The following is a 24240-nucleotide window of genomic DNA, read 5'->3' on the forward strand; positions in this document are numbered from 1 at the left end:
CCCATGCGGCGGTGCGTTCGGTGAGGCTCCATTCTAGGGGAATTGCCCTGCAGCGCCAGTGCTCAAGATGAATGAGCAGGCTCGGCGCAGGCTTGTTCGAGCAGCGTGGAGGAGGTGCGCAACGTGCGGATGCCGGTGATGTCCGGCGAACGGGTGTCGATATCCACCGGCACCAGCTCACGGCTGCTGCAGTTCAATAGGTAGGCCTGGGGAATCACCAGGTCCGTATGGTGGCGCTCGAAGTGGTAGAGCATGAACTCGGCAAGCAGGGCGCCCTCGTGCTGGGTGCTCTGCAGGCTATCGCGGTCGAGCACGCTGAAGCGCGTGGTCATGGGAAACACGAAGGTCCAGGGGCGCCATACTTCGGTGCCGGTACTGCTGTCCACGACCACCGCCGAGGCGGGCAACTGCTGCTGCTTGTGATCGAACCAGGAGTACTCCACGTGAATCTGGTAGCTCAGCATGCCGAGTCCGGCAAAGACCGGCACGATCCATTTGGGCAGACGGCGTCCTGACAGGTGGCGCAGTATCAGGGCAATACCCGCCGCCGCCAGGGCGGCGAAGACAGCGGCAATCAAGTGCCAGATCATAACGATGCTTCCTAAAACAGCTCGGGCTTCCCATGGGAAGCCCGATGCGTGATGGGTTCCAGGGCTAGCCCGTTGGCTAGCCAGGAACGATTATGGCTTAGTGATCGACAGCGGCACCAGCCCCTTTCGGGTAACGCACGCTCTCGACAAGCTCCTGAATCTCCTTGGGCGGTGCTGCCGTGACGCTGGAGACAGCGAAGGCGACCGCAAAGTTGATCAGCGCGCCGACGGCACCGAAGGAGAGCGGGGAAATGCCGATGAACCAGTTGTCAGGCGTGTTCGGCAGCATGTTGGTACCGGGGATGAAGAACCAGCCCAGGTAGGTGAAGATGTACAGCAGGGTAGCCACGAGGCCCGCCAGCATGCCGCAGATTGCGCCAGCGCTGTTCATGCGGGTGGAGAAGATACCCATCATCAGCACGGGGAACAGCGAGGCTGCCGCGATACCGAAGGCCAGGGCGACCGTCTGTGCCGCAAACCCGGGTGGGTTCAAGCCCAGATAGGTAGCCAGCAGAATGGCACCCCCCATCGAGATCCGTGCCGCCAGCATCTCGTTTTTCTCGGAAATGTTGGGGTTGATGGTGTTCTTGATCAAGTCATGACTGATGGCCGAGGAGATCGCCAGCAGCAAGCCCGCAGCTGTGGACAGGGCGGCAGCGATACCCCCCGCGGCGATCAGGCCGACCACCCAGCCGGGCAGGTTGGCAATCTCCGGGTTGGCCAGTACCAGAATGTCATTGTTGACGTTCAGCTCGTTGCCTTCCCAGCCGCGCGATTCGGCGGTGGCTGCGAATGTTGTGTCGGCGTCGTTGTAGAACTGGATACGGCCATCGTTGTTCAGGTCATTGAAGGTGATGAGGCCGGTATCTTCCCAGGTTCTGAACCAGGTGGGACGGTCTTCATACAGCAGAGGCTCGGCCGCTGCCATTTCGTAATCCTCTACCTGCCCGGTCATTTCGGGATAGACGGTGGTCATCAGGTTCAAGCGCGCCATGGAGGCCACCGCAGGTGCGGTGAGGTAAAGCAGAGCGATGAACACCAGCGCCCAGCCGGCAGACCAGCGAGCGTCAGCCACCTTGGGTACCGTGAAGAAGCGAATGATGACGTGGGGCAGGCCCGCCGTACCGATCATCAGCGACAGGGTGAACAGCACCATGTTCAGCTTGTTGTCCACATCTGCGGTGTAGTCGCGGAAGCCCAGCGCGTTGACGACGTCATCCAGCTTTTGCAGCAACGGAACGCCCGACTCGGTGTGGGTGCTGAACATGCCGAACATCGGGATCGGATTGCCGGTCAGCTGCATGGCGATGAATACCGCAGGAATGGTGTAGGCCACGATCAGTACGATGTACTGGGCCACCTGGGTGTAGGTAATGCCTTTCATGCCACCAAATACGGCGTACAAGAACACGATGGCAGCGGCGATCCAGATGCCCCAGGTACTGGGCACTTCGAGGAAGCGAGAGAACGCCACCCCGGCACCGGTCATCTGGCCGATGACGTAGGTCACCGATGCGATGATCAGACACACCACCGCCACCACGCGGGCGGTACGGCTGTAGAAGCGCTCACCGATGAAGTCCGGCACGGTAAACTTGCCGAACTTGCGCAGGTAAGGTGCCAGCAGCATCGCCAGAATAACGAAGCCGCCTGTCCAGCCCATCAGGAAGGTGGAGTTGGCGTAGCCGCCCGAGGCAATCAGGCCCGCCATGGAGATGAACGACGCGGCAGACATCCAGTCGGCAGCCGTGGCCATACCGTTGGTAATGGGGTGAACACCGCCCCCCGCCACGTAGAAGTCTTTGGTAGACCCGGCCCGTGCCCATATCGCAATGCCGATATAGAGCGCGAACGACGCGCCTACGAACAAAAGGTTAATGGCAAATTGGCTCATGCTTGCTTACTCCCCCAGGCCAAATTTCTTGTCGAGCTGATTCATTCTCCAGGCATAGAAGAAGATCAGGCCGATAAAGGTGAGAATGGAGCCTTGCTGAGCGAACCAGAAACCCAGGTCCGTACCGCCAACGGAAATGCTGGCCAGCAGTGGGCGGAACAGGATGGCGCATCCGTAAGAGACGAAGGCCCAGACGATCATGCACCCGAAGATCAGGCGTACGTTGGCCTTCCAGTACTCAGCAGCATTGGTCTTGTCGTCTGCCATTGTGTTGCTCTCCAGTTGTGATTTTTAGGGTTGGAAAGTGAACTCAAGATAGCGTGTGATCCATCAGGGCAACGCAGACAAGAGATACCGACGGTGGTGGACTCATTGAATGGCGTTACCAGGCACGTCACCTTATTGTTGTTAAGCCGTCAGCGTTGAGGTGTTCTCGAGTTGTTGTCAGCGGCTCTGGATACATGGCTAGGGTGGTGTGCTTTAATCCTGTATGACTCGCTAATAATACTGGGCAATAAATGCAAAAAATAAATCCCAGACTTTGGTATCACGCCCCTTGAGCGGCTTTTTATGGCCTGGATTTTGTTTTATATCTTACTGTTTTTTAGGGAATAAGCGATCTTTTCCGCAGGGTGAGGCATGACGATAGGACAATGGTCTATGGCTCTGGCTAAACCAATGTTTGCTACCTTGGTAAAAGTGACCAAACAGCGTTAAAGAGGAAATGGAAAAGCGAGACTTTAGTCGCTAAACCAAGGTCGTTAAGACGTTAGCGTTATAGCGTAAAGTAGCAGGTTGCAAAGCAGGTCAAAGAGGGTAACAGGTCAACAATAATCACAATAGCCATTGCGTGGCGCGATACAAGGCGCTTGATCGAGGTTGCTACATGGTAGAAGTAGAGCTGTCTCAACTGCCATTTACCCTGCTGGACGAGGATGGCCGAGATCACGTGCGTCGGGGCATGGACCTGGCGTTTTTCGAGCGTGACGAAATCATTCTGGAAATGGGTCAGCCGGGCGTTTCGGTGTTCTTGATCCACAAGGGCGAAGTGGCCGAGCTGGATCCGACGCTGCCTGCCGCCAGCGCGCGTATCGGTCACTATACGGCGGGCGACCTGTTCGGCGCGATCAGCATTTTGAATGGCAAGAGCCGCTACCGTTTTCAGGCTGAAGACGAATGTCTGTGTTATGTCATGCCCAAGGCGCTGTTCAGCCAGCTGTGCCGACACTACCCGGCGTTCGAGCAGTTTTTCAAGCAGTCGCTGTCTCACAAGGCACGCCTGCTGACCGAGAAGCGTGCCGATGGGGGAGTCACCATGGCGGGGTTCATGCTGGCCCGCGTCAGCGAGTGCATGCGTCAACCGCTGATGATGGATGCCCAGGCTTCCATTCAACAGGCCGTCCGACAGTTGAATGAAAGTCATGCCGACAGCCTGCTGGTGGCCACCGAACGCGGCCCAGGCATGGTCACCAAAACGGATTTGCTCAACGGTCTGGTCCTCGATAGCGCTTCATTGGACACCCCGGTGGCTGCGTTGGCCAACCTTGCACTCGTCACTGTTGCCCCCGGGCAATATCTGTTCGAAGCCTTGATCACCATGACCCGCCATCAGGTATCACGCGTCGTGGTGATGGAGGAGGGCAGGGTGCAAGGGGTCGTAGAGCTGACGGACGTACTGGGGTTCTTCTCCAGCCGTAGCTATGTGGTCAGCTTGCAAGTGGAGCAAGCCGATAGCTTGCCTGCCCTGGCATCGGCCAGTCAGCGCACGCCCGAGCTGGTCAAGGCGCTCATGGCCCAGGGCGTCAAGCTGCGTTTTGCCATGGACCTGCTGGCCGCGTTGAATGGCCGCATCATGAGCAAGGCGTGGGCCTTGACCGTACCCGAGCAGTATCACCCGCAAAGCTGCCTGATGGTCATGGGCAGCGAGGGCCGTGGCGAGCAGATTCTCAAGACCGACCAGGACAACGGGTTGATTCTGGCCGACGACTGCCAGTGGCCGGACGTGGCCGAGTGCATGAACACCCTGTCAGAGACGCTGGTGCAGCTGGGCTACCCGCCGTGCCCTGGCAACATCATGGTGTGTAACCCTGAGTGGGTGGGCACGGTGTCGACGTGGGAGTCGAACATCGCCAGGTGGGTGTCGGCCCGGGATGGCGACAGCCTGATGAAGCTGGCCATTTTGCTGGATGCTCACGGCGTCGCGGGCAACCCCGCGCTGCTGGACCGTGTGCGTGAGGCGCTGTTTGCGCGCTGTTCCCATGATGAGCTGCTGCTCTCCTATTTCGCCCGCGCAGCGCTGCGTTTCTCGACGCCGTTGACGCTGTTTGGCTCGCTGAAAAAGCCCCAGCACGGCATCGATATCAAGAAAGGCGGCATTTTTCCGATTGTTCACGGGGTGCGCACCATGGCGTTGGAGCGGCGCATCAAGGCGACCTCTACGCTGGACCGGCTCGACGCCCTGGCCGCCGACGGCCGCCTGGACCGCCGCTTTGCCGACGACCTGGGTGAGGCGCTGGCGCTGTTTACCGAATTGCGTCTTAAGCAGCAGTTGCAGGAGCTGAAAAGCGCGGGCGCCCGCGATGCCGATACCGGCAAGCGCACCAACCGAGTCGTGGTTCAGGAACTATCGTCGCTGGAGCGCGACCTGCTGCGCGAGGCGCTGCACATCGTCAAGGACTTCAAGCAGCGGCTGTCCCATCGTTATCATCTGGAGTATTCGTGAGTGGAATGCGGCTATTGGATAGGCACGTGGGTCTCTTGAGCGGCTCACTGAGAACGTTGGTGCAGCGTGAAAGCGATCGACGGCGGTTCGCGGATACGCCGTATGGCTGGCTGTTTCAGCCCTATATGGGCGAAGAAGCGGTGGCGTTGGCGTGCCGTGAAAGCCAGGCTCGCCCGGGCGAGCTGCGCATGGCCGCTGTCGTATTGACGCCGCGCCGGGTGTTGACCAGCCATGCCTGGAGCGACACGCTGACCATGAAAGGCGAATACATGCCTCATCGTCAGGAGCGAGACGACGCACCTGCTTCGTCAGTTGACTCGGGAGCCCGGGTCGAAGCGTTGGCGGAGTTCATCGGCAATCGGCCAGTGGTGGGGTGGCAGCTGGATACCTTGCTGGCGCCGCTTGGTCGGATGTTCAAAGCCACGCTGGGGTTTGGGCTACCCAATGCCCAAGTCGATCTGGCCAGGCTGCACGCTCGTCAGCTACGCCGCTTGCATCCCCAGGCAGAGGTCGGCCCGAGCATCAACGAAGCGCTGTCATGCTGGTCTTTGCCGCTGGCCTGGCCCTCGGTGCAAAGCGAGGCCACGGCGGCGGCGCTGCTCTATCAGCGCCTGCAGAGTGAGCGCCTTTTCACGGTGTGAGCCGACGCGCTGCCGCTCGGTGTGGCCAGAGGCCGACGATGGGTTTGTATTGGGTCGCGCCTGCGAGTCTTGTAGAATAGCCGCTGCTCCTTCACCCATCGGCAGTACAACGACCATGTTATCACCTGACTTTTTCGACCCCTCCTCGGCGACGCGTGCCACCAATGCGGCGTCTGAACAGCAGCCTGAACTTCAGGATGCCAAACAGAAGCGCGAATTCAACAAGTTGCAGAAGCGTCTTCGTCGTGAAGTGGGCAACGCCATCATCGATTACAACATGATCGATGAGGGTGATCGGGTCATGGTATGCCTGTCGGGTGGCAAGGACAGCTACACCATGCTGGAAATCCTGCGCAATCTGCAGCGCAATGCGCCGGTCAATTTTTCCCTGGTGGCGGTCAATCTCGACCAGAAACAGCCGGGCTTTCCCGAGCACGTGTTGCCCCGTTACCTTGATAAGCTGGGTGTGGAGTACCACATTCTGGAGCGGGATACCTATTCGGTGGTGAAGGAGAAAACCCCGGAAGGCAAGACCACCTGCGCGCTCTGCTCGCGGCTGCGTCGCGGGTCACTTTACGGGTTTGCCGAGGAGATCGGCGCCAACAAGATTGCCCTGGGCCACCACCGGGAAGACATCCTCGAGACGCTGTTTCTCAACATGTTCTTTGGCGGGACCTTGAAGGCCATGCCGCCCAAGCTGCTGTCCGACGACGGCAAGAACATCGTGATCCGCCCCCTGGCCTACTGCAAGGAAGCGGACATTGCCGAATTCTCACGGCTGATGGAGTTTCCGATCATTCCCTGCAACCTGTGCGGGTCGCAGCCCAACATGCAGCGTCAGATCGTCAAGGACATGCTGGCCGAATGGGACAAGAAGCACCCGGGTCGCTTGGAAAGCATGTTCAAGGCCGTCACCAATGTGGCGCCTTCCCAATTGGCCGACCGGGCGCTGTTCGACTTCGTCGGGCTGGAAGCCAAACAGGCGGCGTTGATGGAAGGGCGCATTCAGGCGTTCAACGTGAGCTGATTGCCTGCTCTTCCTCTTCGGCCAGGGTGATGAGCCGTTGCAGGTCGAGAATATTGACCTCTCGACCCGAGACGGCCACCACGTTCTGCTGCTGAAAGCGGCTCAGGATGCGGCTGACGGTTTCGACGGCCAGGCCCAGGTAGTTCCCCATATCGGCGCGGGACATGGAGAGCCGGAAGCTGTAGGGCGAGTAGCCGCGTCGCCGGAAGCGGTCAGAGAGGGTAATCAGGAAGCTGGCCAGCCGCTGGTCGGCGGTTTTGCGCGATAGCAGGCGCATCATGCGCCGATCATCACGCAGCTCCTTGCTCATGCTGCGGTAAAGCTGGCCGCGCAGTTCCGGCAGCTCTTCCGATAGGGTGTCCAGGTGGTCGAAAGGAATCTCGCACACCGTGGTGGTTTCCAGGGCGATCACGCTGCCGGGATACTGCTCTTCATCGATACCATCCAACCCCACCAGCTCGCTGGGCAGATAGAAGTTGGTCAACTGATCGTTGCCGTTGCCTTCGCTGGTCACCTGTTTCAGGCTGCCGGAACGTACCGCATAGACGCTGGTGAACGCATCGCCCTGGCGAAACAGCGGTTCGCCCTTCTTGAGCGGTGCGCGGCGGCGGATGATGGCGTCGAACTGGCTCATATCCTCCAGCTCCAGGGCGAGCGGTAGGCACAGCGAGCTGAGGCTGCAGGTCTGGCAGCGCGCCTCTTGCAGCAGTGAACGTCGTTGGCTGGCAGGATATGGCATGTTGTTCTCCCTTTTCATTAGCCATCATAGGGTCAGGGGGTGGATGTCTCAAGGTGCCGTTTATACGATCTTCGAGTAACGCTGGGAGGATTGCCCCGGCAGGCGCGCATCGAATGCCATGGCCAGGTGGCGAATCAGCAGCCGCCCGGTCGGTGTTGCCCGCAGGCGGGTCCCTTCGCGCTGCAGCAGGCCATCCCGCTCGGCAGGCTGCAGATGCTCCAGCGCACTGGCGAAGTAGACGGGCGCATCGATGTGCCAGCGCTGGCCAACGCTGGCCAGGTCAATTTCCATATCGCACATCAGGCGCTCGATGACGTCTCTTCGTATTAGATCATCCTTATTTAAACGTATCCCTTTGACGGTTGCCAGCCGACCTTCATCCAATGCCGCTTCGTAGGCTGCCAGTTGGGTGGGGTTCTGGGCATACAGGTCATCGATACGGGAAATGGCCGAGACACCCAGGCCAATCAGGTCGCATTGGGCGTGGCTGGAGTAGCCCTGAAAGTTGCGCTGCAGGGTGCCTTGGCGCTGTGCCTGGGCGAGGCTGTCGTCCGGGCGGGCGAAGTGGTCCATGCCGATATGCACGTAGCCTGCCTGAGTGAGCATCTCGATGGTGGTTCGCAGGATCGCCAGCTTCTCGTCGGCGCTGGGCAGGTCTGTTTCGCTGATGCGCCGCTGGGGGGCAAAGCGGCTGGGCATGTGGGCGTAATTGAACACCGACAAGCGGGCCGGGTTGAGGTCGATGACCTGGGCAAGCGTGTCGGCAAAGCTCCGCTCGGTCTGTAACGGTAGCCCGTAAATCAGATCCAGATTGAGGGAGCGAAAGCCCAGCCGGTGTGCTTCGTCCATCAGGGTTTCAGTCATGACCTTGGGCTGCACGCGGTTGATGGCCGCCTGTACGCTAGGGTTCAGGTCCTGGACGCCCAGGCTGAGGCGATTGAAGCCCAGCGACTGCAGGTGGCGCAGGGTGAAGACATCCGCCTCGCGGGGGTCGATCTCGATGGCGTAATCGCGGTCAGGAGCGTTGGAGAGCCCAAACCTCGCGTCCAGCCTGTCTATCAGGTCGCTCATTTGCGCCAGGGTCAGGAATGTCGGTGTGCCACCGCCCCAGTGCAGCTGTTGCACGGGCCGCCGAGTATCCAGGTGGCGCGAGGTCAACACCATTTCACGATCGAGGCGCGACAGGTAGGGCTCGGCCAGCTGGGTGTTCTTGGTGGCGATCTTGTTGCAGGCGCAGTAGAAGCAGATCTTGCGGCAAAAGGGCACGTGCACGTACAGGGAGAGCGGTCGCTGGCTGGCATTGCTGCGCGCCAGGGCTTCAGTGACGTCGTCGGCACCGATGCCTGCGTCAAAGGAGAGTGCTGTGGGGTAGGACGTATAGCGTGGGCCGCTGGTATCGTAACGGCGCAGCAGGGCCTCGTCCCAGGCAGGGGTCTCGGCCGCTGCGAGGTGAGGAGTTGCGGTGGCAGCAGAGGCAAGGGGCATGAAGAGACGCTCCGTGGTAACAGGGCAAAGTAGCCAGGTGGTGGGCCACCGGCCGACATATGCCTGCATGCTAAGGCATCGAAGCGGGCAAAGCGTTGAGCTATATCAAGCTATGAGTGATGCGCCGTCGGCAGCAGCGACCACAGTTGCCACAGGGCAAAGCCGATGATGGTCAAGGCAGCCACGGTACGCGTGGCGGGGTGGCGAATGAGGTGGCCCATCTGGCGAGCCGCCAGGCCGGTGGCCAGCAGCGCGGGCAGCGTGCCCAGTCCGAAGGCACCCATCAGCAACGCGCCCTGCCGCGGGTCGGCCGTGGCCAGGCTCCAGGCCAGCATGGAGTACACCAGCCCACAGGGTAGCCAGCCCCAGATGGCGCCCAGGGCAAAAGCTTGGGGCAGGTGCACGACGGGCATCAACCGTCGGCCCAGAGGTTCGAGATAGCGCCACAGGTAGCGCCCGGCGGCCTCGACTCGGAGCAGTCCTTTCCACCAGTTGGCGATGTACAGCGCCATCAGAATCAGCATGACCGCCGCTACCACCTGCAGGCCCACTCGGGCGGCCGGGGAGAGCGAGACCAGCGTGCCCAGCGCGGCCACCAGCGCACCGGCCACCATGTAGCTGAGAATACGCCCCAGGTTGTAGCTCATCAGCAGCCCGCCCAGGCGAGCAGGGTGGCGCATGCTGGGCGGCACGGCGAAGGTGAGGGCGCTCATGATACCACCGCACATGCCGATGCAGTGTGCCCCGCCCATGAGGCCAAATACCCAGGCCGCCAGCAGCGGCGGCAGGTCCAGCCCGGTCGGGTTCATGGCGGGGGCTCTTGGTCGCGAGGCGGTTTGGCCCTGTTTTTTCGCTCGGCGCGCTGTTCGGGGGGCAGGTCGTTTTCATCGTCATCGAACAGGATGCGGTGGGCAGGGCCTTCCAGATCTTCGAACTGGTCGTGCTTCACCGCCCAGAAGAAGGCCCAGACCGCGAGGCCGAGCAGGATCAGCGATAGCGGAATCAACAGGTACAGAATGCTCATGCAGTCACCGGTGTGGCGGGGGCGATGCTGGGGGGTGGAGCACTGCGCCAACGCGATAGACGCAGGGCGTTGCCCACCACCACCAGCGAACTCAGCGACATGCCGATGGCGGCCAGCCAGGGCGGAATGAGCCCCATGGCGGCCAGCGGCAAGGCCGAGAAGTTGTAGCATACCGACCAGATCATGTTTTGACGCATGATGCGGCGGGTGGCCTGGGCAATATCCACGGCATCGTGGATGCGCATCAGGCGTGGGCTCATCAGCACCGCATCGGCGCGGGTACGCGCCAGGTCGGTGGCACCGTTCATGGCAATCGCGACATCGGCCCCGGCCAGCACGGGCACATCGTTGATGCCATCACCAATCATCACCACCCGTTCGCCCTGGGTCTGCAGCTCGCGCAGCCGGTTCAGCTTGTCCTCGGGGGACTGGCCCGCGTGCCAGGTCTCGATATTGAGCTGATCGGCCAGGCTTTCCACGGCTTCCCGGGTATCCCCGGAGAGCAGCTCCACCGCCAGACCGCGTGCTTGCAGGGCCGCCACGGTTTGCGCGGCGTCTTCCCGAATGCCGTCATGCAGCTTGAACCAGGCGCGCGGCTGGTGATCTTCGCTCAGCAGCAGCCACTGTCCGCTGCCCGGCACCGCGATGCTTTGCTGGCTGGCGAAGTCGGGCTTGCCCAACCGCCAGACGGCACCATCAAGAGTACCCTCGAGGCCGCTACCGGTATGGCTCTTCACATGTCGGGCCTGAAGCGTGGCATCCCGGAAGGGGCGGAAGGCGCGGGCGATAGGATGCTCGGAGTGGGCTTCCAGCGCGGCGGCAATGGCGCGTAGATGCTCGCTATCGTGATGTCCCAGCGGTTGGGTCTGGGTGAGCTGCATTTCACCGCGGGTCAGCGTGCCGGTCTTGTCGAAGATGACGCGGGTAACGTTGGACAGCGACTCGATGGCATCGGCGCGGGTAATCAGCACGCCCCGCTGGCGCAGCTGGCCGTGGCCGGCGGTCAGCGCCGTGGGCGTGGCCAGAGCCAGTGCACAGGGGCAGGTGACCACCAGTACCGACAGCATGATCCAGAGCACTCTCGATGGGTCGATGATCCACCAGGTGATGGTGACACAGGCCGTCACCAGCAGTAGCCGAAGGACGAACAGGTGGGCCATGCGGGCGGCCATTTGCGCCAGGCGGGGGCGGCTGGCAAAGGCGCGATCGGTCAGGTCGACGATGCCTGCTACCCGAGCCGTATTGCCGGGGTGGGTGACGCGCATGATCAGCGGATTTTCCATGTTCTGGCTGCCGCCCACCACGCTATCGCCGATACGCCGGGTTACCGGCAAGTACTCGCCGGTCAGCATGGATTCGTCGAGGCTGGATTCGCCCTCTTCAATCACGCCATCGGCAGGGACGCCGTGGCCAGGTTTGATCAAGACGCGGTCGCCAATCGCCAGTTCGCTGGCCGGCAGAATACGCTCACTGCCATCCGCCTCCAGACGAATGGCCGAGACCGGCAGTACGCCGCTCAGCGCATTGCCGCTGTGGCCGCTACGGCGCCGCGCGCGGCCTTCCACGTAGCGGCCAAACAGCAGAAAGAAGGTGAACATGGCCACGGAGTCGAAATATACCTCGCCGACATCGAACAGCACCGCATAGCTGCTGGCCAGGTAAGCGCCGCCAATGGCCAGCGAGACCGGCACGTCCATGCCCAGCACGCCGCTTTTCAGGTCGCGCAGGGCATTGCGGAAAAAGGGCTGTGCCGAAAACAGCACCACTGGCGTTGCCAGCGCAAACGATAGCCAGTGGAACAGGGCATAGAAGTCGGCGCTCAGCTCCCCGGGGTCCGACACATAGATCGGTATCGAGAACATCATCACTTGCATCATGCCCACGGCGGCTACGATCAGGCGCCGCACGTTCATGCGCTCTTCGTGTTGCAGGCGTGCCTGGGCCTGATCGGGCTCGTAGGGTTGGGCGTCGTAGCCAATGCTGGCCAGCTCGGCAAACAGTTGGGAGAGCTTGATACGTGTCGGGTCCCAGCATATGCGCAGGCGGTGGTGCGACAGGTTGACCGCGCTGGAGCTGACGCCTTCCAGGGCGTTCAGGCGGTGTTCGATGAGCCAGGCGCAGGCGGCGCAGGTAATCCCCTCTACGGCCAGGGTGGCCCGCAGGTGGCCGTCATCCCCTTCCGGGTGGGTGAACTGGGCCTGCAGCGCCGGGTCGTCGAACACCGACCAGGTCTCTGCTTTGCTGGCCTGACGCTCGTCGGGACGCTCCGGCAGCTCGGTGCGGTAGCGGTAGTAGCTCTCCAGGCCGCCTTCCACGATGGCGTGGGCGACGGCTTCGCAGCCGGGGCAGCAAAGCGGCTGGGGCGCTTCGTCAATGACGATTTTCCACGGTGCCCCATCAGGCACCGCGTTGCCGCAGTGATAGCAGCTGGCTAGAGATGCAGTACTCATTCGCTCTGCGTGCGGCCTCCGGGTAGAAGGGCGACACTCTCTTCATTGGGGAAGCGCGCCTCACCGATCAGCCGCCAGTCGGCGTCGGTTTGCTGGGGCTGTAGCTGAATGTACCAGCGGTAGCGCAGATTGTCGGGGCCCTGGGTGATGTAGCGGCCTTCGCGCACGTGCTGCAGCACGAACTCCTGATCACGGTCATCCTGGGTCGGGAAGATCAGCGTCAGGTAGAGGGTCTCCGGGCGGTCGTCGCCGGTCAGGTCCAGCACGATATCGCTGGTGAGCGGATCGATGCGCAGCTCTGCAGAAAGCCCCAGCTCATTGGCACGCTCCTGTTTGGCCAGCACCATGTTGATGGCTTTGCCGTGTTCGTAGTAGTCCTCCTGGACCACCATGCCGTCGGCGGTCTTGACCGACAGTACGGCAAAGGTGGTGCTGACCACGATGGACGAGGAGAGCAGTGCCAGCAGGAACCATGGCCAGAACTGCTTGTACCAGGGCTGAATAGGGGTGTCGGACATGGGGACTTATCTCCTAACGTCGCCCAGGAAACGTGTCTCACGCTCCGAGCGAATGGTGTTGTCTTGCTGAGACTGCAAGATAAAGGTAATCGGTTGGCTGGGTTCTCGTAGCTCCGCCGGGTCGGCCAAAGCGGTCACGATCTGGGTACGAGTCTCACCAGCAGGCACTTCGATCGATGTGCGGTCCAGGGTGAGTGTCTCGAGCCCGGTCGCGCTCAGTCGATAGGTATGGGCCGTATTGTCCAGATTGCGAATCGTCAGGTTATAGACGTTGCTGACCTGACCCTCTCGCGTGATCTGGTAAAGCTGGGTGCGCTCCCGCTCGGCCTCGAAGCCCAGCGGCATGCGGTCGTTCACCGCCCAGGCAAACGTGGCGATCATGACCAGCAGCGCGGCCAGATAGCCCAGCAGGCGGGGGCGCAGCACATGGCTCTTCTTGCCTTCCAGCGCGTTCTCCGTGGTGTAACGAACCAGCCCACGGGGGTAGCCCATGCGATCCATGACGCTGTCACAGGCATCGATACAGGCGGCGCAGGTGATGCATTCGTATTGAAGGCCGTCGCGAATATCGATCCCGGTAGGACATACCTGTACGCAAAGCTCGCAGTCGATACAGTCACCGTATCCTGCCGCCTGAGCCTGGGAGTGGCTGAGGGTCTTCTTGCGGTGGCCGCGCGGCTCCCCACGGGCCGCATCGTAGGAGACGATCAGCGTATTGCGGTCGAACATGACCGACTGAAAACGGGCGTAGGGGCACATGTAGATACACACCTGCTCACGCAGCCAGCCCGCATTCAGGTAGGTGAACACCAGGAAGAAGCCGACCCAGAAGTAGGACCAGCCGTGGGCCTCCAGCGTGGGCAGCTCGACCAGCAGCGAACGAATGGGCGTGAAATAGCCCACGAAGGTCACGCCGGTGGCCAGAGCGATCAGCAGCCAAGCGCTGTGCTTGGCGGTCTTGCGCCACGCCTTGCTGGCGTCCATGGCCTGTTTGTCCAGCTTGATGCGCTGATGGCGGCTGCCTTCGATACGATGTTCCAGCCAGATGTACAGGAAGGTCCAGACGCTCTGCGGGCAGGTATAGCCGCACCAGACACGACCAGCAAACACCGTGATGAAAAACAGCCCAAAGGCACAGATGATCAATAGCCACGAGAGCAGCACGAACTCTTGCGGGTAGAAAGTCGCCGCAAAGATATGAAACTCACGCCCGGGCAGGTCGAACCATATGGCCGGTCGCTCTCCCCAGTTCAACCAGGGAAGTAGAAAAAAGGCCATCATCAGCGCCCAGTTGGCGCTGCGCCGGATCTTTTGAAACAGGCCTTTGATTTCACGCACGTAGATATGCCGCCGCTTGGCGTACATCTCCTGGGTCTCGTTCTGGCCAGGCGTGTGGTGCCCAACGGTTGGCGGCGTAATATCGTGGCTAGGTATTTTTTCCATGGCGGTGATCGCAGCTCAGTGAGGCAGACGTGGGCGGCAGCCGAGTGGTGGTTGCGGGCGTTGTAGCGTTATGCCGTGTCGCTAAATCTGTGTCGATAAACCTGTTTCGATAAACAATAGTGTAACGGATCGCCGAACGGCTGAGCGGTTGCTGGATGTAGAAAGGGTGCGGTATGAAACCGCACCCTTGGTACACGCTGGCGTCAAACGCCTGATAACGAGATCAGTCGCGGAAGCGCAGGCTGTACACGTAAGCGGCCACCAGGTGGACGCGCTCTTCACCAATGTACGCCGCTTGAGCAGGCATGTGGCCGTTACGACCATTGCGCAGCGTTTGGCGAATGGAGTCGGCAACGCTCTGACCCGGTGCCTGATACAGCCAGATATCGTTGGTCAGGTTGGGCGCGCCGAGTGCCGTGTTGCCGGTGCCGCTAGGTGTGTGACAGGCGGCACAAGCGGCCAGGTACGTGCTTTCACCGCTGGCGGCGCGTTCCTCGTCGTGCTCCAGATTGGAGAGCGACAGCACGTACTGGGTCAGGTTCTCGATGTTGTTTTCACCGAGCTGCTGCCAGGAGGGCATCAGGCCGTTACGACCATTGTTCAGGGTCGCGAGAATGTTCTCGGGCTCGCCGCCATACAGCCAGTCGTCGTTGGTCAGGTTCGGGAAGCCGTAGCCGCCCTGTGCATTGGAGCCGTGACACACCGCGCAGTTGTTCAGGTAAATGCGCTCGGCCACCTGCATGGCCTCGGCATCCTGTGCCAGCTCGGGGATCGGCACTTCCTGGTACTGAGCAAAGATCGGTGTGAAGCGCTCGTTGGCCTGCGCCACCTCCTCTTCCCACTGGCCTTCCTGGGTCCAGCCCAGTACACCTGCATAGTTGCCCAGGCCTGGATAGAGCACCAGATAGCCCAGCGCAAAGACCACGGTCAGGATGAAGAGCTTGAACCACCATTGGGGCAGGGGGTTGTCGTACTCTTCGATGCCGTCAGCCGCATGGCCAGTGGTCTCTACGTTGCCATCAGCATCCGGGGTCTTGTCGGTGCGGCGGTTGGCCATGAGGATCCAAACGCTCAGCGCAATCGTGCCCAGAGTGATGACGATGATCCAGGCGCTCCAGAAGCTGGATAGGGAGTCACCCCATAAGTTATTCATCTATTCTTATCTCCCCTGTCGTGGCGGGAATCCGCTTCGCCCTCTGGCGAAGCATGCTTGTCACGGGTCGGTTGCTTATCGTTTTCATCGTCGGCAAAGGGCAGGTTGGCCGCTTCATCGAAGTCGGGTTTGCGCCGCTTGGAGTAGGCCCAGAAGAAGATGCCTACGAAAGCGACAATGAGAATGAACGTGATAAGTCCGCGGAAAGTTCCCGTATCCATAACTTAACGAGTGCCCTCGAGCACGGTTCCTAGCTGTTGTAGATAGGCCACCAGCGCAGTGATTTCCTGCTGGCCGCGTACTTCGGCGGTGGCGTTGGCGATATCTTCATCGGTGTAGGGAACGCCCAGCTGACGCAGCACGCGCATCTTGCGCGGTGTTGCTTCGCCATCCAGGGTGCGCTCGAACAGCCAGGGGTAAGCCGGCATGATGGACTCGGGCACGACATCGCGCGGGTTGTACATGTGGGCGCGGTGCCAGTCATCGCTGTAGCGGCCGCCTACGCGCGCCAGGTCTGGCCCCGTACGCTTGGACCCCCACAGGAAGTTGTGCTCGTACACCTGCTCACCAGCCACGTTGTAGTGGCCGTAGCGCTCGGTTTCCGCACGGAACGGGCGAATCATCTGGGAGTGGCAGCCCACACAGCCTTCGCGGCGGTAGATGTCCCGGCCTTCGAGCTCCAGTGCACTAAGCGGGCGCAGCCCCTCCACGGGCTCCGTCGTATCCTTTTGAAAGAACAGTGGCACAACTTCGGCCAAGCCGCCGAAGCTGATCGCAACCAGGATCAAGACGGCGAGTAGGCCAACGTTCTTTTCGACAATCTCATGTTTCATTGGTCTGAACTTCCCCGGTTTAAGCGGCTTGTGGTGCCGAGTAGCTGATGGCTTCACGACGCTTGACGGTCATGTACACGTTGAACGCCATGATCAGCATGCCGACTACCCAGAACAGGCCGCCTATCAGACGAACGAAGTAGCCTGGGCCGCTGGCTTCGACAGACTCAACGAAGGTATACATCAGCGTGCCGTCGGCGTTGATGGCGCGCCACATCAGGCCTTGCATGATGCCATTGACCCACATCGCCGCGATGTACAGTACGGTACCGATGGTGGCCAGCCAGAAGTGCACGGCGATCAGGCTGACGGAGTACATTTCGGTGCGGCCGAAGACCCGCGGAATCAGGTGGTACATGGAGCCGATGGTGATCATCGCTACCCAGCCCAGGGCACCAGAGTGCACGTGGCCGATGGTCCAGTCGGTGTAGTGAGACAGCGCGTTGACGGTCTTGATGGCCATCATCGGGCCTTCGAAGGTCGACATGCCGTAGAACGACAGAGCCACGACCAGAAAGCGCAGGGTCGGGTCGGTGCGCAGCTTATGCCAGGCGCCCGACAGGGTCATCATGCCGTTGATCATGCCGCCCCAGGAAGGTGCCAGCAGGATGATCGACATGATCATGCCCAGCGACTGCGCCCAGTTGGGCAGTGCGGTGTAATGCAGGTGGTGCGGGCCTGCCCACATGTAGATCATGATCAGCGCCCAGAAGTGGACGATGGACAGACGGTAGGAGTAGATCGGACGCTCGGCCTGTTTGGGTACGAAGTAGTACATCATGCCCAAAAAGCCTGCCGTCAGGAAGAAGCCCACCGCATTGTGGCCGTACCACCACTGCACCATGGCATCCACGGCACCGGCATAGATCGAGGTGGAGTACATCATGGTGACCGGAATGGCGGCGTTGTTGACGATGTGCAGCACGGCCACGGTCAGGATGAACGCAGCAAAGAACCAGTTGGCCACATAGATGTGGGACGTGGCGCGCTTCTTGATCGTCATCAGGAACACGATGGCGTAGCTGATCCAGACAACGGCAATCAGGATGTTGATTGGCCATTCCAGCTCTGCGTACTCTTTCGTGGTGGTATACCCCAGTGGCAGGCTGACCACGGCAGAAAGGATGACCGCCTGCCAACCCCAGAAGGTGAACGCGGCGAGCTTGTCAGAGAACAGACGTGTCTGACAGGTACGCTGAACGACGTAATACGACGTCGCGAACAGCGCTGAGCCACCGAAGGCAAAGATGACGGCGTTAGTGTGTAACGGACGAAGACGCCCGAAGCTAGTCCAAGGTAAGCCGAGGTTCAGTTGCGGCCAAACCAGCTGGGAGGCGAGGATGACGCCAATCGTCATGCCCACGATGCCCCACACAACGGTCATGATCGCGAACTGCCGAACTACCTTGTAATTGTAGGTCGGGTGTTCCAGTGCTGTGCTCATTTCATGTTCCCATCGAACGCGGTTAGGGGGTAACCCGTAGCATTGTGCATTAGCATTTTGCCTGGGTGCGGCCACCCGCTTGATGATGCAGGTCAAGATCCGGCCTAGATTCTATCGCAGCCGAGGCTTAAGCTGAACACGCCAATGGATGTAACGCTGAATTAGCAGGAGTCGACGTTGTCCTATTATGCTGGTCTGGGGTTCGAGCCGCTTGCGCCGCAGGCACTGTTCAAGGGTATTGCCAGCCCCGCTGTTCAGCGCTTTTACGTGGAAGGATATGGGCCGGTGAGTGTTTCCGGCATGCCCCGGCAGGGGCGCTTGCTGCTGCTGCACGGTGCGGGAGCAGGGCACCTGAGCGATTTTATGCGGCAATTTGCCGCGACGCTGGCGGCGCATGACATACAGGTATGGGCCATCGATTTGCCCTACATGCAGCAGATGCACGAGCAGGGCAAGCGTCGCCCGCCACCACCCGTGCTGAAAAATGTGGCCTGTGTCGCTGACTGGTACTCCCTGATCGAGCCGTTGGGCCCACTTCCTTTATGGGTGGGGGGCAAGTCCCTGGGCGGGCGCCTGGCGTCGTTATTTGCCAGTGAACGGACGTGCCCGGGCGTGATGGCCGTGGGGTATCCGTTCCATCCTCCTAAAAAGCCGGACGTGCTGCGAACGGAGCACTTTGCGTCGTTGTCCTGCCCGACGTTGATCATCCAGGGCGAGCGAGATCCTTTTGGCACCCGTGCTGAGGTAGAGAGCTACCGACTACCGAGGCGCGTGCAGGTGGAATGGCTTGCCGATGGGGACCATGATTTCAAGCCACGGAAATTATCCGGCCTGAATCAAAAGGTTTTGATTGACGAGGCTGCCCGGATTGCGGCATCCTTCGTCCGCGCTCAAGGAGCGGAAGTCGGTGATACGTGCAGCACACTGGTTTAAATGCAGAATTTAAACGCTTCGTGTTGACATTTGAACAGGCTTCTGTAGAATGCAGCGCCACGTGACCAGCGGGTGGTTAGCTCAGTTGGGAGAGCACCAGCCTTACAAGCTGGGGGTCACTGGTTCGAACCCAGTACCACCCACCATTGACATGGTGCCCTGGAAACGTAAGCAGCAAGTGATGCATTTGTGGACCGGTAGTTCAGTCGGTTAGAATGCCGGCCTGTCACGCCGGAGGTCGCGAGTTCGAGTCTCGTCCGGTCCGCCATCATCGCTCAATGTTGCACATCAGTTATCGTAATTCGGACCGGTAGTTCAGTCGGTTAGAATGCCGGCCTGTCACGCCGGAGGTCGCGAGTTCGAGTCTCGTCCGGTCCGCCACGATAACCTGAAGCAGTCGATTGATCAGCCAATGGCTATCAATGATCGGGTGGTTAGCTCAGTTGGGAGAGCACCAGCCTTACAAGCTGGGGGTCACTGGTTCGAACCCAGTACCACCCACCATTCAGTTTCACATTTATGCGCCTCTGAACCGCTTAAATTGTCTGTTGAATGGTTATGTGTCTTACAGTGGACCGGTAGTTCAGTCGGTTAGAATGCCGGCCTGTCACGCCGGAGGTCGCGAGTTCGAGTCTCGTCCGGTCCGCCATTAAGCACCTGCCGGCAGTCATTAAGATGAAGCCGAAAAAATTCCAAAAAGCCCGAATCATAGATTCGGGCTTTTTTATTGCGCGTACATAACACGCTAACAGCACCGTGCAGATCATTGACTGCACGGTGCTGTTACTTGCTTTTGTTACTTACTATGGAAGCGTTAGGCGATTGCGCTGACGCCTGCTTTGGCAATTTGCACGTCTTGATCTGGCTTGACGCCAGAGATGCCAACAGCGCCGACGACTTGGCCATCCACGATGATCGGCACGCCGCCAGATAGCAGACCCTGTAGCGGCGCAGAGACAAACGCCGTGCGGCCACCGTTAATCATCTCTTCAAACACTTGGGTCTCTTTACGACCCAGGGCCGCGCTACGCGCTTTTTGGGTAGCAACATCGGCGCTAAACGGGGCAGCACCGTCTAAACGGCGCAGTGCCAGCAGGTGGCCGCCATCGTCGGTGACGGCAATGGTGACCGGCCAGCTGTTGTTGTCAGCTTCTTTCTGTGCAGCGTCGAGTACTTGGATAACGTCGGCTTGGCCTAAAACAGCTTTGGTTTGCATCAAAGGTTCCTTTTTATCATAGGGATTAAAGCGCTGCGCCCGACAGTTAATGCGTTGTGAAAAGCGCAGCGAGTGTTCAGGGTTATACCAGGGCAGCGTCCACGACTTCTACCCAGTGGCGTACCGGCGTGCGGTTGGCACTGGCCAGATGTGTCTGACAGCCGATATTGGCGGTCACAATCACCTCAGGGTTGCCTGCTTCTAGCGCATTCAGCTTGTTATCGCGCAGCTGGGTAGCGAGCTCTGGCTGTGTCACTGAGTAGGTGCCCGCTGAGCCGCAGCACAGGTGGGCATCTTTCACGGGCGTTAGGGCAAAGCCGAGTTTGCTAAGCACGCCTTCCACTGCGCCGTTGAGCTTCTGGGCGTGCTGCAACGTACAGGGGCAGTGGAATGCCAGACGCTGATGCTCCTTGAGCTGCAGGGTCTCCAAAGGCTCGTCGCGCAGAATCTCGACGATATCCTTTGCCAGTGCACTGACTTTTTTGGCCTTTTCAGCGTAGGCGGGGTCGTCCTTGAGCATGTCGGCATACTCTTTGACGAACGCGCCGCAGCCGCTGGCGGTTTGTACGATGGCTTCCGCGCCCTGCTCGATTTGCGGCCACCAGGCATCAATATTGGCGCGCATCCGCTCGCGGCCCGCCTCTTGGGCATTGAGGTGGAAGTCGATAGCGCCGCAGCAGCCGGCTTCACTGATTGGTGTGACGCTGATGCCCAAGCGGTCGAGCAGGCGAGCCGTGGCTGCATTGGTGTTGGGCGACAGGCCTGGCTGCACGCAGCCTTCCAGGATCAGCACCTTGCGGGCATGGCGCTGGCTGTCGGGTCGCTGGCCTGCATCGACCGGTGCGGGCGGCATTTTGCTACGCAGCTTGCCAGGCACCAGCGGTTTGAAGGTTTGCCCCAGACTCAGCAGCGCCTTGAAGCGCTTGGGGTCCACCAGCATTTTACGCAGGGCGTAGCGTTGGGCGCGTTCGGCGGCCGAGCGGGGCACGCGGCGCTCGATCTCGGCGCGTCCTATATCCAGCAGCTTGTGATACTCGACGCCCGAGGGGCAGGTGGTTTCACAGTTGCGGCAGGTCAGGCAGCGGTCGAGGTGCAGGCGAGTCTCTTCGGTGACCTGGTCATCGTCATCGCGGCTCTCCAGCAGCTCTTTCATCAGGTAGATACGCCCGCGCGGCCCGTCTCGCTCATCGCCCAGCAGCTGGTAAGTGGGGCAGGTGGCGTTACAAAAGCCGCAGTGTACGCAGGTGCGCAGAATACGCTCGGCTTCCTGAATATGCGGTTTCTGGCGGTCGGCATCGGTAAAGTGCGTCTGCATGTCAGCTCTCCTGATTAAAATGCCGCATAAAGACGACCAGGATTGAAAATGCCGTGGGCATCCAGTTCGGCCTTCAGGTTGCGATGATACTTTTCCACGACTGAATTCAGTGGCGTGAACGGTGACTCCGCACCGCCCTGATGATGCGGGGTGTAGCAGGTGGCGTGGCCGCCTGCCTGCTGGCAGGCATCGCGCAGGGTTTGCGCGGGCAATGGGGTTTTCACCCAGCGCTGACTGCCGCCCCAGTCGTAGAAGATATCGCTTTCATCGACGGCCAGTGCCAACGGCGGTGTATGGGGTGGTAGCGACAGGCGCCACAGAGCTTGGCCCTCGGCCAGGTTGAAAAAGGCGTGCTGCAGGTCGCGTAGCTGCTGCCAGAAGTCTGCCGAGAGGGCGTCGCCGCCCAGCCGCTCTTTGGTCGCCTTGACCGAGCTTTCGCCGCCTTCCAGGCGAATGAACAGCTCGCCCGCGTGCCAGGCTGCAGCGGTGATCGGCAGCGGCTGGCGGCCCAGCTCGGAGAGCTTCGCCAGGGCGTCTTCCAGACCCATGGAGAGGCGCAGGCTATGGCTGGCGGTGGGAATCGGCAGCACCTTGAAAGAGATATCGGCCAGTACGCCCAGCGTGCCTTGGGCGCCGGTCATCATGCGGGAGAGATCGTAGCCCGCCACGTTCTTCATGACTTCGCCGCCAAAGCGCAGCAGTTTGCCTTCCTGGGTGATCACCCGGGTGCCCAGCACGAAATCCCTGGCAGCCCCGGCCCAGGGGCGACGGGGGCCGGACATGCCGGTGGCGACCGCACCGCCAATGGTGCTGGTTTCGCCAAAGATCGGTGGCTCGAAAGGCAGCATCTGATGCTTCTCGGCAAGTGCTGCGTTCAGCGCGTCAAGCCGTGTGCCGGCCCGCACGGTCACCACCAGCTCCACGGGGTCGTAGGAGACGATGCCGCGATGGGCCGCGACATTGAGTTCCGCGCCTTCTACCGGGCGGCCATAGAAAGCCCGAGTGTTTCCCGCCACGATGCGTAGCGGAGTGCGCTCGGCGTAGGCGCTGCGCACCTGTTCGCACAGTTCAGCGGCGATATCCTGGTCAGCGTGTATCGCTAGTTCGGTCATGGTCGGTCCTTGTGGCATCAGAAGCGTGGCAGCTCCGGATGCGGTAACTCGTTGTTATGTACATGCATGGCGCCAAATTCGGCACAGCGCGCCAGGGTGGGAATGTTTTTCCCTGGGTTGAGCAGCCGTTTGGGGTCGAACGCCGCTTTCAGCGCGTGGAAGACCGTCAGCTCATCGGGCTGGAACTGGCTGCACATCTGGTTGATTTTTTCGCGACCTACGCCATGCTCGCCAGTAATCGAGCCACCGGCGGCCACGCATAGCTCCAGGATCTTGCCGCCTACGTCTTCCGCCAGGGCAAGCTGACCCTCTTTGTTGGCATCGAACAGGATTAGCGGGTGCATATTGCCATCGCCCGCGTGAAACACGTTGGCCACGGCCAGACCACTCTCCTCGGAAAGCGCGGCAATGCCCTTGAGTACCCGGGGCAGCTCGCGGCGGGGGATGGTGCCATCCATGCAGTAGTAGTCCGGTGACATGCGGCCTACCGCCGGGAAGGCGTTCTTGCGCCCGGCCCAGAACTTGGCGCGCTCGGCTTCGTCCCGGGCCTGTTGAATATGGGTGGCTCCGGCCGCTTCCAGTACGCGGCGCACGGTCTCACAGTCGTCGTCCACGTCTGCTTCGACGCCGTCCAACTCGCAGAGCAGAATGGCTTCGGCATCCACTGGATAGCCCGCCTTGATGAAGTCTTCTGCGGCTTGAATGGCGAGCTTGTCCATCATTTCCAGGCCACCGGGAATGATCCCTGCGGCAATGATGTCACCCACTGCGCGGCCTGCCTTTTCGATATCGTCGAAGCTGGCCATGAGGACCTTGGCGGTTTCCGGTTTGGGCAACAGCTTGACGGTAATCTCCGTGACCACCCCCAGCATGCCTTCGGAGCCATTCATCAGCGCGAGCAGATCAAAGCCTGGCGCATCCAGCGCTTCGGAGCCCAGCGTCATGTGCTCGCCTTCGATGGTCAGTACGTCCACGCGCAGCACGTTATGCACGGTCAGGCCATACTTGAGACAGTGCACGCCACCGGCATTTTCGGCGACGTTACCGCCAATGGAGCAGGCAATCTGGGAAGACGGGTCGGGCGCGTAATACAGGCCATAGGGCGCCGCCGCCTCGGAAATCGCCAGGTTGCGAACGCCGGGCTGTACCCTGGCCAGACGGGCATCGGGGTCGACGCTGATGATCTGATTGAAGCGCGACATGACCAGCAGCACGCCTTGTTCCAGGGGCAGGGCGCCGCCGGAAAGCCCGGTGCCCGCGCCGCGGGTCACCACCGGCACGCCCAGGGCGTGACAGCGCTTGAGCAGGCCTTCCACTTGGGCCAGCGTTTCCGGCAGGGCGACCAGCATGGGCAGCACCCGATAAGCCGCCAGGCCATCGCATTCGAATGGGCGCAGGTCTTCTTCGCGGTGCAGCAGGGTCAAGGTAGGCACAGCGCTTTGCAGGTCGCTGAGCACCTCGGCTTTATCACGGTGAACGAGCTCGCCATCGAGGCGCTCGTCGAACAGGATATTCATCGCGACATCCTTCATTTTTATCGTTGAACAGAGCAGCAGGTTGCCGCCGCTTGACGCCAATCTGAGCTTTTTTCAGGCGCCTGTCCAGCCTGTGGTGCAGTGGTCTGACCAGTAATTGGTCGATAGTCGCAAGGTTCATGGCATACTCACCCCAGGCAGCTACTTGGTCTTACCGCCAGGAGGC

Annotated in this window: 22 protein-coding genes and 5 tRNA genes; 9 read left to right on the forward strand and 18 right to left on the reverse strand. The window is 60.7% G+C overall.

Annotation, left to right across the window (positions count from 1 at the left end; translation table 11 throughout):
• Positions 1-62: 62 nt before the first annotated feature.
• The 3 genes from RVM26_RS00705 to RVM26_RS00715 all read right to left on the reverse strand — a co-directional run bounded on the left by RVM26_RS00705 (position 63) and on the right by RVM26_RS00715 (position 2751).
• The gene (locus RVM26_RS00705; protein ID WP_096921454.1) at positions 63-590 is read right to left on the reverse strand and encodes a hypothetical protein; all 528 of its coding nucleotides are present in this window, start codon (positions 588-590) and stop codon (positions 63-65) included.
• A gap of 97 nt (positions 591-687) precedes the next feature.
• On the reverse strand, positions 688-2484 hold the full coding sequence (locus RVM26_RS00710; RefSeq protein ID WP_287805085.1) for a sodium:solute symporter family protein: 1797 nt from the start codon (positions 2482-2484) through the stop codon (positions 688-690).
• 6 nt (positions 2485-2490) lie between these two features.
• Positions 2491-2751, reverse strand: a complete 261-nt coding sequence (locus RVM26_RS00715) for a DUF4212 domain-containing protein (protein ID WP_039181551.1) — start codon at positions 2749-2751, stop codon at positions 2491-2493.
• A gap of 619 nt (positions 2752-3370) precedes the next feature.
• Here RVM26_RS00715 and RVM26_RS00720 point away from each other — a divergent pair.
• The 3 genes from RVM26_RS00720 (at position 3371) to ttcA (ending at position 6874) form a co-directional block, all read left to right on the forward strand.
• Entirely contained in the window at positions 3371-5206 is a 1836-nt protein-coding gene (locus tag RVM26_RS00720; RefSeq protein WP_287805068.1) for a DUF294 nucleotidyltransferase-like domain-containing protein, read from the forward strand.
• Between the two features lie 59 nt (positions 5207-5265).
• Positions 5266-5847 carry a 3'-5' exonuclease family protein gene (locus RVM26_RS00725; protein WP_498940194.1) on the forward strand — a complete coding sequence of 194 codons (582 nt, stop codon included), beginning with the start codon at positions 5266-5268 and terminating at the stop codon, positions 5845-5847.
• Positions 5848-5962: 115 nt separating this feature from the next.
• A complete protein-coding gene (ttcA, locus tag RVM26_RS00730) occupies positions 5963-6874 on the forward strand; it encodes a tRNA 2-thiocytidine(32) synthetase TtcA (protein ID WP_039181541.1) in 912 nt (303 codons plus the stop codon).
• Here ttcA and fnr read toward each other — a convergent pair.
• The 11 genes from fnr to ccoN form a co-directional block, all read right to left on the reverse strand.
• Entirely contained in the window at positions 6861-7613 is a 753-nt protein-coding gene (gene fnr, locus RVM26_RS00735; protein WP_498940196.1) for an FNR family transcription factor, read from the reverse strand. The genes ttcA and fnr overlap by 14 nt on opposite strands.
• 60 nt (positions 7614-7673) lie before the next feature.
• On the reverse strand, positions 7674-9098 hold the full coding sequence (hemN, locus tag RVM26_RS00740) for an oxygen-independent coproporphyrinogen III oxidase (RefSeq protein ID WP_096921451.1): 1425 nt from the start codon (positions 9096-9098) through the stop codon (positions 7674-7676).
• 110 nt (positions 9099-9208) lie between these two features.
• Complete coding sequence (locus RVM26_RS00745) at positions 9209-9907, reverse strand: sulfite exporter TauE/SafE family protein (protein WP_498940198.1); 699 nt, start codon at positions 9905-9907, stop codon at positions 9209-9211.
• Complete coding sequence (gene ccoS / locus RVM26_RS00750) at positions 9904-10122, reverse strand: cbb3-type cytochrome oxidase assembly protein (RefSeq protein WP_498940200.1); 219 nt, start codon at positions 10120-10122, stop codon at positions 9904-9906. Before ccoS ends, RVM26_RS00745 begins: the two co-directional genes overlap by 4 nt.
• Positions 10119-12572, reverse strand: coding sequence for a heavy metal translocating P-type ATPase (locus tag RVM26_RS00755; protein WP_498940201.1), 2454 nt, complete (start codon positions 12570-12572; stop codon positions 10119-10121). The genes ccoS and RVM26_RS00755 overlap by 4 nt, the downstream gene beginning before the upstream one ends.
• Entirely contained in the window at positions 12569-13090 is a 522-nt protein-coding gene (locus RVM26_RS00760) for a FixH family protein (protein ID WP_498940203.1), read from the reverse strand. Before RVM26_RS00760 ends, RVM26_RS00755 begins: the two co-directional genes overlap by 4 nt.
• Positions 13091-13096: 6 nt before the next feature.
• The gene (gene ccoG / locus RVM26_RS00765) at positions 13097-14533 is read right to left on the reverse strand and encodes an RdxA/RdxB/FixG family protein (RefSeq protein ID WP_498940205.1); all 1437 of its coding nucleotides are present in this window, start codon (positions 14531-14533) and stop codon (positions 13097-13099) included.
• Positions 14534-14756: 223 nt separating this feature from the next.
• Positions 14757-15686 carry a cytochrome-c oxidase, cbb3-type subunit III gene (gene ccoP / locus RVM26_RS00770; RefSeq protein WP_016916186.1) on the reverse strand — a complete coding sequence of 310 codons (930 nt, stop codon included), beginning with the start codon at positions 15684-15686 and terminating at the stop codon, positions 14757-14759.
• Positions 15683-15907 carry a CcoQ/FixQ family Cbb3-type cytochrome c oxidase assembly chaperone gene (locus RVM26_RS00775; RefSeq protein ID WP_039181513.1) on the reverse strand — a complete coding sequence of 75 codons (225 nt, stop codon included), beginning with the start codon at positions 15905-15907 and terminating at the stop codon, positions 15683-15685. Before RVM26_RS00775 ends, ccoP begins: the two co-directional genes overlap by 4 nt.
• A gap of 3 nt (positions 15908-15910) precedes the next feature.
• Complete coding sequence (gene ccoO, locus RVM26_RS00780) at positions 15911-16519, reverse strand: cytochrome-c oxidase, cbb3-type subunit II (protein WP_016916188.1); 609 nt, start codon at positions 16517-16519, stop codon at positions 15911-15913.
• 19 nt (positions 16520-16538) lie between these two features.
• A complete protein-coding gene (ccoN, locus tag RVM26_RS00785) occupies positions 16539-17963 on the reverse strand; it encodes a cytochrome-c oxidase, cbb3-type subunit I (protein WP_039181509.1) in 1425 nt (474 codons plus the stop codon).
• A 177-nt stretch (positions 17964-18140) separates the two neighbouring features.
• Between ccoN and RVM26_RS00790 the strand changes: the two genes are divergently transcribed.
• The 6 genes from RVM26_RS00790 to RVM26_RS00815 all read left to right on the forward strand — a co-directional run bounded on the left by RVM26_RS00790 (position 18141) and on the right by RVM26_RS00815 (position 19545).
• Positions 18141-18896, forward strand: coding sequence for an alpha/beta fold hydrolase (locus tag RVM26_RS00790; RefSeq protein WP_498940208.1), 756 nt, complete (start codon positions 18141-18143; stop codon positions 18894-18896).
• 70 nt (positions 18897-18966) lie between these two features.
• Positions 18967-19042 (forward strand) — tRNA-Val (locus tag RVM26_RS00795).
• A 45-nt stretch (positions 19043-19087) separates the two neighbouring features.
• Positions 19088-19164, forward strand: a tRNA-Asp gene (locus RVM26_RS00800).
• Between the two features lie 36 nt (positions 19165-19200).
• A tRNA-Asp gene (locus RVM26_RS00805) sits at positions 19201-19277 on the forward strand.
• Between the two features lie 47 nt (positions 19278-19324).
• Positions 19325-19400, forward strand: a tRNA-Val gene (locus RVM26_RS00810).
• A gap of 68 nt (positions 19401-19468) precedes the next feature.
• A tRNA-Asp gene (locus RVM26_RS00815) sits at positions 19469-19545 on the forward strand.
• A 165-nt stretch (positions 19546-19710) separates the two neighbouring features.
• Here RVM26_RS00815 and RVM26_RS00820 read toward each other — a convergent pair.
• The 4 genes from RVM26_RS00820 to glcD form a co-directional block, all read right to left on the reverse strand.
• Complete coding sequence (locus tag RVM26_RS00820) at positions 19711-20112, reverse strand: GlcG/HbpS family heme-binding protein (RefSeq protein WP_044628702.1); 402 nt, start codon at positions 20110-20112, stop codon at positions 19711-19713.
• 82 nt (positions 20113-20194) lie between these two features.
• Positions 20195-21427 (reverse strand): glycolate oxidase iron-sulfur subunit, encoded by a 1233-nt coding sequence (glcF, locus tag RVM26_RS00825; RefSeq protein WP_498940210.1) that lies wholly within the window; start codon positions 21425-21427, stop codon positions 20195-20197.
• Positions 21428-21441: 14 nt separating this feature from the next.
• On the reverse strand, positions 21442-22539 hold the full coding sequence (glcE, locus tag RVM26_RS00830) for a glycolate oxidase subunit GlcE (protein ID WP_287808651.1): 1098 nt from the start codon (positions 22537-22539) through the stop codon (positions 21442-21444).
• Positions 22540-22556: 17 nt separating this feature from the next.
• Entirely contained in the window at positions 22557-24056 is a 1500-nt protein-coding gene (glcD, locus tag RVM26_RS00835; RefSeq protein WP_498940213.1) for an FAD-binding oxidoreductase, read from the reverse strand.
• Positions 24057-24240: the final 184 nt, after the last annotated feature.

Origin of the sequence: Halomonas sp. KM072 (assembly GCF_050710315.1) — a bacterium.
In the GTDB taxonomy this organism is placed as follows: Bacteria; Pseudomonadota; Gammaproteobacteria; order Pseudomonadales; family Halomonadaceae; genus Vreelandella; species Vreelandella hamiltonii.